Below are 12,161 nucleotides of genomic sequence, written 5' to 3'. Positions count from 1 at the left end.
GATTTCTATTATTCTATTTCATTATAATGAAAATGATAATCAATATCAATTTGATGTTTAGGAGATAGAGTTTAAATGTACAAAGACAATCAGCTACTGTCCCATATTTTTTATCAACCTATACAAATAGTGAAATTAAATGAAATGTTAAGTGACATAGAAACACAATTCACCTACCCATTTATGGTCATAGTATATGAGGGATATATAGAGTGTACGCTTCAAGGTAGGCACATTAGGCTTAGTTCAAATTCTGTTATGCTTTTAGATAATACTGACGATTTTCATCTTCTAGAAACATGTGAAAGCAGAGGGATCATCATTCAATATCGTGTTTATGGCTACAAAATTGATCGTTTATTGCAAGCTTCTATCTTAATTGAGCAATGCTCCTATCGACTGATGAAATTAGCTAAAGAAGTAGAAAAAGAAGCAAACACTGAGAGCAATAATCCATTTCGTTTACAAAAATTATTTGGTGAAATGCTAGAAGTGCTATACAGCCTTTTACGTGAAAATAATCAAAAAAAAGAAGGACTATGGATTGATAAAGTACTTCATTATATTCATCTACATTTCCGTGAAGAATTAACAAGAGAGCAGATGGCCAAAAAAGCACAAGTAAGTCCAGAGCATTTTTCTCGGACGTTTCATAAGCACACAGGCTATACATATAGTGAATATTTAACATTGCTAAGAATACGAGAATCACAGAAAAGGCTATTGTTTACAATGCCTAAATTAGATGAGCTTGCCGAGGAAGTTGGCTACAATGAGGGAACTTATTTAAGTCGGAAATTTAAAGAAAAAGTAGGTGTATCACCAACAGTCTATTATCAGAAATCGAAGCGTGTCCTTGCACTCAATACCAATCATACAGCATGCTTACTAGCTCTTGGTATTACGCCGGTGTTGGGTGTATACTCTCCATTTCTAGAGGGTATCAAGCCTGTCCCTAATACGCATAAACTGAAAGGCTATGAGTATGATATTGCTTCAAATTATCAGGCAATCACCGAAGCGTGTCCTGATATCATTATTAACTACAGTGGTGGTGATGAAAAACCATTATTACTTTCAGTAGCTCCTATATTCGAGCTACCATGTAGAGAATTAAGCTGGCGAGAGCAATTTGGGTTGATTGCCCATATCGTTGATAGACAAGAAGTATGTAAGAGCTGGCTCCAGCAATATGATGAACAGATAGCTCAGTGTAACGATATTCTTGACCAACAACATGGAGCAAGAGGGACTGCTATTGTTTGGGAAATAGGTAGTCATCAAGCATATTGTTTAAATAGTAGTCATGGAAGAGGGAGTCATATACTGTACGAAGATTTGGGCTTTAGTCGACCAGCTGCGATTGTCACACGAAATATTGAACAAACAGGTTACTTAACAGTAGATATTGAAGATATTGCTTATTTTCAAGCTGATTATATATTCGTCACTGCTCTTCCTACAAAAGATTTTGGAAAAGAGCATCTCTTGAGGGTATTACATTCGGAAAAATGGCAGTCACTTACAGCGGTTCAAAAGAAACAGGTGTACTTTTTGAATCAGTATGAATTATTTTATGGCTATGACCCATTATCTACAGCTATGCAATTACAAAAATTAATGGAAGTATTAACATCATAAATATACAGAGCAACAAATCACTTTCATACATAGACAGTTATTTTACAATCTTCTACAATTAGTGAGAATGATTATCAACTGGTATGTATGGAGGGAAAAAATTGCTGACACAAAATAGAAAATTCATAGCGCCACTATTTCTTTTAATATTACTTCTGTTAACGGCTTGTGGAGAAAAGGAGAAAAATTCTAGTCCGACTACAGTGCAAGATACAAAAGAAGCAGAGGCAAAAACTGTTCAGACGACAAATGGTGAAGTTGTTATTCCGACTAGTCCTCAGCGTATTGTAGCAGAGGAGTATATTGCAAGTTTGCTTGTATTAGATGTAAAACCTGTGGGGGCTCCTGGGTTGGCACTTGAAAACTATTATTTAAAGAATGCATTAAAAGATGTAGAAGAAATCGGTGACTATGGGAAACCGTCGATTGAGAAGATTATCGCGCTCAAACCTGATTTGATTATTACTGGCAATGGGGAAAATTATGATGCTTTAAGTAAAATTGCTCCTACAGTTGTCATTCCCTTTGGTGAATTAAAGGATGCGCACGAAGAACTTACTTATTTCGGTGAGTTGCTTGGCAAAGAGCAAGAAGCTAAGGATTGGCTTACGCAATATGATCAAAAGATTGCCGATGCCAAAGCACAGGTAGATGCGATTATTCCAAAGGATGCAAGCTTCTCTATTATGGAGGACGCAGGCAAAACGTATTATGCATATGGTGATAATTTTGGACGTGGTGGGCAACCAGTCTATCAGGCACTTGGTCGCAAACCACCTGCTAAAGTAGCAGATGAAATGATGGAAAAGCAGTGGGCTGAAATTTCCGAAGAGGTGCTGGCAGATTATGCAGGAGACTACATTATTTTGACTTCAGATGATCGTACAGTTGAAGATTTTAAGAAAGATCCAATATGGGGTAGCTTGCCAGCAGTAAAAAATGATCATCTTTATGTTTGGCCTGAGGAGCGTTCATGGTATTATGACCCAACAGCCGTGTTGGCTCAGGTAGAGGAATTAACAAACTGGCTCACGAATAAAAAATAAGCTAAATAATTGAAAATGCTAGTACAACATACTAAATAAAATTAAATGAAATTCCATAAAATCACTCAGGCATTGGATTGTTTGAGTGATTTTCTATGCTTATACAGGTTTATATTGAGAACGATTATCAATTATAATAAACTTGTAGGTAGTGAAGAATTGGAAGGAATGATGTAGGATGCTACCAAAAGAGGAGTTTCTATTTCTTTGGAATCACGCAACGATCAAAGTGCTCGATATAAGATATGAGCTATTCAAACCTGAGGAAATCGGAAAATCATATAAATTGCCTGCAAATATGTTTCTTTATGCCACAGGTGGTGGTGCGGAAGTTCAAATCGATTTAATAAACTATACACTAGAGGGCTTTCATCTTATTCACGGTGGAAAGGGCACCACACTACAAATAATGGCTACAGACAAAGGCTTTGAATATTTTTTAATATTTTATCGAGCTTCCATTCCTTTAACCTCAAATAAAATGATAGCAAGGGCGTTACAAACAAATAATCCTTTCAACTATCAATACAGTCTTGTTCCTAACTCGCCTATTACAATGTTTGAAAAAATATATTTTATGTATAAGAAGTGGGAAAATGCCAATAGCCTCAGCAAATTTACTGTTAAATCGCTATTCTATCAATTATTAAATGAAATTTTTATGCAGCTAGATCAGGACAGTGTCGACATTCAAAAATTAAATGTCTCTAGTCAAATTAAAGCCTATCTAGAGCAAAATTATGCACAGCCATTGACCTTAGAATCCATTGCGAAGGCATTGCGCTATAGTCCATCTCATTTATCCATTCAATTCAAGCAACAATTAGGTTGCAGCCCGATTGAATATTTAATTCAACTACGGATTGAAAAAGCTTCTATTTTGCTTGAGAAGACGAATGCTAGCTTACGCGATATCGCTATGGGTGTGGGCTATAGTGATGTCTATTATTTTAGTAGACTTTTCAAAAAGAGAGTAGGCGTTTCTCCTACAAAATTCCGTCAAAAGCAAAAAGTAAGTGATCTGATAAAAGATAGTCCTTCAATGTCTGAAAGATACTCCATTGTCGATTGGAGCTTCCAAGATTATATTGAGAATGGTTATCAATATGATGAAAGGAAGTATGAACCAATGAATAAAAGAGGATTATCAGCTTTTACAACACTCTTTCTATGTCTGACGCTTTTATTAAGTGCTTGCAGTAGTGGGGCATCAACCAGTACACAGGGCGGGGAAAAACAAGCCTCTACCACTCAAACAGTAAGCGAATCACAAACAAAAACTGTCTCTACTATGAAAGGAGACGTAGAAATACCTGTTAACCCTGAGCGAGTAGTGGTGATGTATTATACAGGTGATGTACTAGCATTTGATGTGACACCAGTGGGTTCTTCTAAAATACAAGAGGGAGCAGCATTTGAGGAAGAATTAAAAACAGTTGAAAGTTTAGGTGAATGGTTTGAACCAAATGTCGAGGCGGTAATCCAATTAAAACCTGATGTCATCATTATCCCAAGTAAGAATGAGCTTTACGATCAAATGGAGAAAATTGCACCTACTGTCATGATCGATTTCTCATCCTCACTAGATGAACGTTTAACAAAGATTGGTGAAGTACTTGGGAAAGAGAAAGAAGCAAAAGAGCTTTTAGCTAATTTCTATACAAAAGTAGAGGATAGCCAAGAGAAGCTAGAAGAGGCAGGTATTTCAGATAGAACGGTTAGTATTATGGAAGGCGGCAAAGGAAAAATGTCTGTTGTAACAAGCTATACCTTTGGACGTGGTTCTCAAGCTATTTATGAGTATTTAGGAATAAAAGCACCAGATATTATTCAAAAGAAAATAGATGATAAAAATAACACCAATGAGGCAATCGATGTTTCATTAGAAGTATTAACAAATTATGCAGGAGATTATGTGTTCCGCTCATCTTATGAAGGAATGGTAGATTTAACAGATCATCCAGTTTGGGCTAACATTCCTGCCATTAAAGAAGGAAGGCTTATCGAAATGGATTTTGGTTTTTGTTACTACAACGACATTTATTCATTATCAAAACAGCTAGATTTCATTGTGGATCAACTAGTTGCTACAACTAAATAAGTTAAAAATGGATGGTTTACCTCATAAATGTTTATTGATACATCACATCTATGGATCGATTATATTTTTATTTACGATGAGATAAATTTGATTATTTGACTTCGAAGTGCACTTGTAATAATAGAGATTATTTTTCAAAAAGAAAGCACTAAAGAAACCAACATTGTTTCTTTAGTGCTTTAATTTAATTTCTTATGATTTGGAACGTGCCAGGAGTAGTAGTTTGGATAATATGACGATTTCCACTGATGATAAAGTCAGCTGGAACTTGCTTGCCAAAACCATTTGAGCGATTGAAGGAAGAATTAGCTGGTAAGCCTTCAATTATGATTTCCATATTTGCATCAAAGGTTACTGGTTTTTTATTCAATGTAGCTTGAAGAGTAATTCGGTTTGCCTTTTTTGTTACTTGAATATCCATAACCCCTTCATCTTCATCGATAAGTGTATAAAGTGGAGGAATAATGATGGTCATTTTATCTTCTGTTGTTAGAATATAACGTTCCGTGTCAATTTCTGATGAGGCTACATTAATTTTGGCTTTATAGATATTTTTATTTTTTGTCATAGCTGTAGTTTTCCCTGGGACAGCTGCTACCTCAGATAAAACAGGTGTTTTAGGGATGTTATCTTTTGTAGGAAGTGTATGTGTTCCTTGTACAAAATCCACTAAAGTCCATACATTTGGGACGAGTTGCTGCTGAACAGGTGTTAATGCTTCAAAAGAAGTTTTGACTGCCTGCACATCCTGAGCTGTCGATGTTTTTGGTGATAAAGCTGCAATAGCGTTTTCAACTTCTTTAGCTGCTGCCTTATCCTTTACAACCAGCTGTTCTGCATCAAGTAATTGTTGCTCGATACCTGCAGGTAAAGAAATATTTGAAAACCTACGTAATGCATTAAGCTCTGCTCGAGCATTGGCTACATCTTTATGGAACGAGAGACGAGATGAATTAATCAATTGAATTTTATTGACCACCTTGTCAACAGATGTATTTGGCGCGATATAGGAAGTTAGAATTTTTTGCGCAGATGCACTTACAAAGGTTTTTTGCGCTGCATTCAGGGTATTATACCAATCTTTTGTTTCAGTAACATTTTGATAATAATTAGGGGACGTAGAATCCACAGAATACAATTTCTCTTCAATTTGTGCAGCAAGCTTACGATAAGCAATTCTTGTCTGCTGATGTGCTGACAATATGGAGTAGTTCGTAACATACTGTTTTTCTGTTTCTGTTAAAGCATTGTAAGCCTTCAAAGCTGCCTCTAAATTTGTTTGGAAAGTAGCAGTTGTATTGTTAATGTTGTTAATTAGTTGTACAACATTTGCCACGTTAGCATTGTAGCTAGCAAGTATGTAGGCTGGCTTTGGTATCTCAGTAGCCGATGCTGGCGCGGTGTAAAGAAGCGAAGGAACCGCCACTAAAGATAGTAAGACAAGTTTCTTATTAGATTTCATAATGTAGAATCCTCCTGTGTTTAATGTTCTTGGTTAATTGAAGGGAATATATACAATATATGGTGTTGATTTAATCTTAACATAGTCTAGAATCTTTTTTGTATTTATTAGTTGAACTTGTGCTGTTTAAAATACCATATGCAAATGTGCTTAATATCTACCATGAAATAAGATTGAAGAGGTTTTTAGATGTATGGTATAGAAGATGTATATTTCTGAATGGTAGAATAATTTAAAATTGCCTATTGTTATAGAGATTTTTGTTATTTTGGAAAAATAATATAAGAAGTTAATAGATTAAAGATGCAGAGGTTGGTTATTTTACTTTAATGAAACTTTACGATCTACTTAATAATACAGCCGCCGTTGAGGAGCAATATTGGCTGTTAAAAAAGATGCCTCAAGAGCATTTGGCAGTGGAACCGAGTGAGGAGGTGGAGGATTGGTATCGAAGGTGAAGCAAATGAATACAATGTTGCAAATGAATTCATTTAGTTAAAAAAGAATTATTAAATAGTGAAGGGCTCTACAATAGGTAGAGTCCTTCGTTATACTAAAAGAGATTTAGGTGTTGACAACATAGCAAAACCTAATTGCTAATAATTCCTACATTTTGTGCTTTTCTATAAGTTTCTATTGCTTGGTTTAAGGTGTTATACATGTCATTAATTTGATATTGGTACACATTAGGATCATTTAGTATATATTGTGCTTGTTGAACTACAGCCTCAAAGTTACTTCGATCAACAGCTTTTGTCCATCTTATTCCGTTAGTAACATCTACCCCAGTTCCGCTTGTAGAAACTGTTACATTTTGAAGTTCATAATACGCAGCAGTAACACTTGTTTGTAAATTAGCTTTATCCACATAATATCCATTATTTCCGTACTTATTAGCATTCTTATAAGTCCAAATAGCATTGTTTAAATTATTGATGGCATTGGCAATATCCGTTTGAGTGGCATAATAATTATTAACAACTGCTTGGGCAGATGAAACAGCAGATTCTATTGCGTTTCTTTCTGCTTGTGTAGTCCAAGGAGAATTATAAGGTACATTTGACCCGTCCCAAGAAACAGTAACATATTGAACAGAATTAATTAAAGACTGTAGTGAAGCTTTATCGCCATAACCATATTTTGTACCACTCTTCTGAGCAGCTTGGTAGACTGCTAGTGCATTTTTATACTGATTAATGGCATTTTTCACCTGTTCTTGTGAGGCATTTGAATTATTTGCTACAGCTCTCGCACTTGCTACAGCAGAATCAAACACTGTGCGGTCTGCTTGTGTTGTCCATTTGTCCGTATTTAAAATATCATAGCCGTTTACAGATACTTGTACATATGGTGGGGATGCGATTAATGTATTAAGTTCCTTTTTATCAATAACAGGTAGTGTCACGGAGACATTTTTATTGTCTACTTGTACATTGTTTACCAGATGTCCTGAATCTAAAGCTACTTTAGTACCGCCCTTTACAACGATTTGCTCAATTTTACCCTCACCATAAAGGTTGAAATCTTTCGCTACATCAATTGTAAGCTTTTCTATATTAGTCATTGCTTCAAAAGATTCCACTTTACCAACCACATCTACTTTGGCAAGAGTTTGGTCAGAAGATACATTGACTTTAGTACGTCCCAAATTGATGTTTGATGATTTCATATCGATTAAAGTAACATATAGCCAACTTACCTTTTTCGTGACAATTGGTTTTAGTGTAATTGTTTCATCTACTGCTACTTCATTGAGTGTAACGGCTTTTTTTACTCTGTTTGTAATGATAAGCTGACCATCCACACTAACATCTTGAATCTTTACATAGTCAGCGTTTACAGTAAGATCTCCCGAGATTTGTGCGTCACCTCCATCAAAATAGACAGATTTTTTGCTTGTACCTGCTTTGTTTAAAATTAATGAGGTAACGTCCGTAATTTGACCATTTTTCACTACAATTGTAGCTCGGGCATTGGTTAATGCTGTTTTATTTGAAGTATCAAATAGGGGCTTTAATGCCGATTGAATTCTAAATGTGCCGTTAGATGTTATGACAGTATCTTTTGTAATGTTTTTGATCGTTACGGATTCACCTATTACTTTTTTTGCTGCTGCTACATGTGTCTCATATGAATTTGATTGAATTTGAGATGATGCGGCATTGGCAGTAGACATTGGTAATACTAGTGTCGCTGTAATAGCCGTGGCCATTAATGTTGATAGCGCTTTATTTTTCATGTAAGTCACTCCAATCATTCTATTTAATAGTTAATATATCATATTCTTCTATAATTTAGAATTCGAAGAGGATGTTTTACTATGAATCTCAATTCAAATAAGTCATTAGGCCCTTATATTGAAAAATAAATGTTTGGTGAAGTATCGGTATTTTTCTCTATAATTCTGTAAATTTTCTACTTTATTCGCTAAATATTTTATTGTGATACAATCATCCATCCATTATTATTAGTATAAAAGTGGGGGTGTTAGTTATGAAAAAATCAAGAGGAATTGCCTTAAAACTTTCTTCCCTTATAATAGGATTATTTCTCATTTTATTTTTATCCTATACTGTCATAACGGGAATTATTATAAAAAAGCAAAGTGTTGAAGACGCAGAGCATGGAACATTACAATCGGCTGAATCTTCTGCAGCTATTATGAGTGAAAGATTTAAGAAAGCCAATACGACATTACAAACAACAAAGCGTATCATAGAAAGCATGGAGAAGAATAATACGTTGTCTACCAAGGGTGTCATAGACGTAATGGAAAACAATTTAGCTAGCAATAATGACATTCTTGGAGTAGGAGCAATCTTTGAGCAAGATTCTATTATTTTAGAACCAACTGAAGCTGCTTTAGTAGATACTAAAAAACGTTTTATCCCTTATTTAAGTAAGAACGGAAATGATATCTCGACTGCTCTAATCGAAGGTATTGATGATAAGAGTATTTCTGAATGGTATTGGGTACCAAAAGAAGATAGACGTGCAGTTTTGACAGAGCCCTATGATTATAATGTAAACGGCCAATCCGTATTAATGACAACCATTTCAGTGCCATTAATCAATGCTTCCGGGACATTTTTCGGTGTATTGACTGCCGATGTATCAATAGATTTTTTAAATGATTTAACAAAATCGAATGCCCCAGAAGGCGGTTATGCGGCAATTATTACGAATAAAGGTGTGCTAACAGCTAACAGTTTTGGTGATGAGCTAGTTGGGCGCAATATGCAAGAGGATCCTACTTGGACAAGTATTAGTAAGACAATGGAAAATGGTGAACTAACAAGTATGTACGTTGACTCTAATCAACTGAAGGAAAAGGCCTATAATGTTTTTGCTCCAATGATTTTAGAGGGTATTGACGAAACATGGACTGTTCAAGTCGTGTTAGCTGAATCAAAGATTCTAGAAACATATAATCATGTATTTGTATTTACGATTATTGCTTCCATTATTATGGTGGTTTTGATGACAGCTGCAAGTGTGTTATTCATCTATAAACAATTAAAACCACTTAAATTTTTACGTGCATCGATTGAAACTGCAGCCGAAGGGGATTTAACACAAAAGGTAGAAGAGCGATATATTAAGCCTGATGAAATTGGTGCAGTTGCTGTGGCCTATAATAATATGTTAGATAAAACCAATAGTGCGATTCAAACTGTACTAAATTCCACGAGGTTATTGAACCAATCTTCTAATCAGGTAAATGAGGCATTTAATGAGGTAGTTGCTTCTAGTCAGGAGGTTTCCGTAGCTATCAACGAGATTGCACAAGGAGCTTCGAAGCAATCAGAGGATACAGAAGAAACAAATTATCGAATGATGGATTTATCAGATCAGATTGATGCTATTACGGCTCTTTCTAATGAAATGGATGAGCTATCTCATAAAACAGGTGTAACAACGGAAAAAGGATTGCATGAGGTTGAAAGTTTAAGAGAACGTAATATGGAGACCAATGAAGTGAATGGGCGTATCCAGCAGCAAATGGAATCATTAGCTTCTAATATTGCCAATATTAATCAGATTATTGCTTCGATTCAAAGCATTACCGAGCAGACTAATCTGCTAGCTTTAAATGCAAGTATTGAGGCTGCACGTGCTGGTGAACATGGTAAAGGATTTGCTGTAGTTGCAGAGGAAGTTAGAAAGCTAGCAGAACAATCTAAGAATGAAACAGAAATTATTAAGAGTACAGTAGAAAGTATTCTTGAAAATTCTCAGCAGACGGTTGCTGTGATTGCATCTAATGCAGATTTAATGCAATCTCAAAATGAGTCCGTACAAAGCACGCAACTAGCATTTAAAGATAGCAGTGATTTGTCGGGTTCAATTGCAAATTCTATTAGTGATTTAATGAATAAACTATCTAGCATGTTAGAGCATAAAAATCAGGCAATCATGGCTATCCAAAGTATTTCGGCTATTTCAGAGCAAACAGCAGCCTCTGCGGAACAAGTAAGTGCTTCTGCAATGGATCAACAAGTAGAATTACAAAAAGTAGCAGAGTCTATTCAAAATATGAACGATATTTCAAACGAGCTACAAGAAGTTGTAAACCGATTTAAGCTTGCTTAAAAAGAAAGGCTGCCTTCAATATAGAGGCAGTCTTCTTTATGGTGAAAGCCGGAGAAATTGACCTAGAAGGAATTCAACACTACTATTAACACTGGAAGGGGGACATTGATATGATGTATCTCGGAATGATTTTCTTTCAAATTGTTGTACCTATTTTAGTGTTACTTGTAATAGGCGCTATACTACAAAAGAAATTTCGCTTTAATTTAAAAGCATTGTCTCAGCTTATTACATATTGCTTTATGCCAGCAGCTGTTTTTGTAAATTTATATGAAACACATGTGGAATTAACTGTACTGGGAGAGGTCGGATTATTTATTGTACTCTTTATCGGTAGTCAAATGATACTCAGTCACTTTATGGCAAAAGGGTTAGGTTTAGCTAGAACAGAGGCAGCTGTCTTTAAAAATAGTGTTGTGCTCATTAACTCGGGTAATTACGGTATTCCAGTGGCTCAAATGATATTTGCCACGCAACCTATTGGAGTAGCCATTCAGGTCATGCTCGTAATCTTTCAAAATATGACTACGTATACATATGGTTTATACAATTTAATTTCTTCTACAAAGTCAGGTATGACAATCATCAAGGATTTCTTTAAAATGCCTATTATTCATGCGCTTATTATAGGTGTCGCTATGAATTATTTTGATATCGGTATTCCACAGTTTATCAAAATACCAGTAGAACATGTGGCAGATGGATTTATTGCTGTGGCTCTAATTACTTTAGGTGCGCAATTATCACAATTAGAGATGAAATCAATGTTTAATAAAACCGTCTTTATCAGCTGTTTTACGCGATTAATTATTGGACCATCTGTTGCATTGGCCATTATTTATATATTGGGATTAGATGGAGTCGTCGCACAATCACTGTTTATAGCTAGTGCTTTTCCAACATCCCGCAATAGTTCTAGTCTAGCATTGGAATATGATGTAGAATCAGCAACAGCCGCGCAAGCTGTTTTATTTTCAACCATTGTAAGCTGTATAACTGTAACCATTGTGATCTATTTTGCAGAAGTATTATTTACCTAGTAAGATAAAAAATAACTTCCATCTCTTAGTATTATCTGCTACACTAGCATCAAACTAAATAGTATTAACTAGGGGAGTCTGATGAGTCAGGCTGAGAGGGAAACGCTACGAAGTTTCTTGACCCTTTGGACCTGATCTGGCTCATACCAGCGTGGGAAAGTTAAGAAGCTATTGCAGAGTATGCAATCAATAGACCTTTACATTCGTGGCCGGATCCAAATAATTATTTTGGATTCGGCCTTTATTTTTTGGATTGTTGGGGTGAGCTAGAATCGGTC

At 35.5% G+C, this 12,161-nt stretch carries 7 protein-coding genes and 1 riboswitch; of the genes, 5 read left to right on the top strand and 2 right to left on the bottom strand.

The features are described 5' to 3' along the window. The first annotated feature begins 75 nt into the window (after positions 1-75). The 3 genes from AAJG31_RS12345 (at position 76) to AAJG31_RS12335 (ending at position 4,788) form a co-directional block, all read left to right on the top strand. Positions 76-1,641, top strand: a complete 1,566-nt coding sequence (locus AAJG31_RS12345) for an AraC family transcriptional regulator (protein WP_269897480.1) — start codon at positions 76-78, stop codon at positions 1,639-1,641. Between the two features lie 101 nt (positions 1,642-1,742). Beyond that, the gene (locus AAJG31_RS12340) at positions 1,743-2,687 is read left to right on the top strand and encodes an ABC transporter substrate-binding protein (RefSeq protein ID WP_269897479.1); all 945 of its coding nucleotides are present in this window, start codon (positions 1,743-1,745) and stop codon (positions 2,685-2,687) included. Positions 2,688-2,865: 178 nt separating this feature from the next. Further along, positions 2,866-4,788: an AraC family transcriptional regulator gene (locus AAJG31_RS12335; protein WP_279493669.1), complete on the top strand. Its 1,923-nt coding sequence runs from the start codon at positions 2,866-2,868 to the stop codon at positions 4,786-4,788. Positions 4,789-4,972: 184 nt separating this feature from the next. Here AAJG31_RS12335 and AAJG31_RS12330 read toward each other — a convergent pair whose 3' ends face one another. Then, on the bottom strand, positions 4,973-6,250 hold the full coding sequence (locus AAJG31_RS12330) for a hypothetical protein (RefSeq protein WP_279493670.1): 1,278 nt from the start codon (positions 6,248-6,250) through the stop codon (positions 4,973-4,975). A 589-nt stretch (positions 6,251-6,839) separates the two neighbouring features. Then, positions 6,840-8,489, bottom strand: a complete 1,650-nt coding sequence (locus tag AAJG31_RS12325; protein ID WP_279493673.1) for an S-layer protein — start codon at positions 8,487-8,489, stop codon at positions 6,840-6,842. A 254-nt stretch (positions 8,490-8,743) separates the two neighbouring features. On the opposite strand from AAJG31_RS12325, the gene AAJG31_RS12320 reads away from it, so the two are divergent. Further along, positions 8,744-10,843 carry a methyl-accepting chemotaxis protein gene (locus AAJG31_RS12320; RefSeq protein WP_279493674.1) on the top strand — a complete coding sequence of 700 codons (2,100 nt, stop codon included), beginning with the start codon at positions 8,744-8,746 and terminating at the stop codon, positions 10,841-10,843. A 110-nt stretch (positions 10,844-10,953) separates the two neighbouring features. Next, the gene (locus tag AAJG31_RS12315) at positions 10,954-11,883 is read left to right on the top strand and encodes an AEC family transporter (RefSeq protein ID WP_048390721.1); all 930 of its coding nucleotides are present in this window, start codon (positions 10,954-10,956) and stop codon (positions 11,881-11,883) included. Between the two features lie 60 nt (positions 11,884-11,943). Then, positions 11,944-12,058, top strand: a riboswitch (TPP riboswitch). Positions 12,059-12,161 lie beyond the last annotated feature (103 nt).

This window comes from Lysinibacillus sp. BS3 (genome assembly GCF_039614735.1).
In the GTDB taxonomy this organism is placed as follows: domain Bacteria; phylum Bacillota; class Bacilli; order Bacillales_A; family Planococcaceae; genus Lysinibacillus; species Lysinibacillus capsici.
The sequence above is the reverse complement of the archived record's forward strand: the minus strand, read 5'-3'. Positions and strand labels throughout refer to the sequence as shown.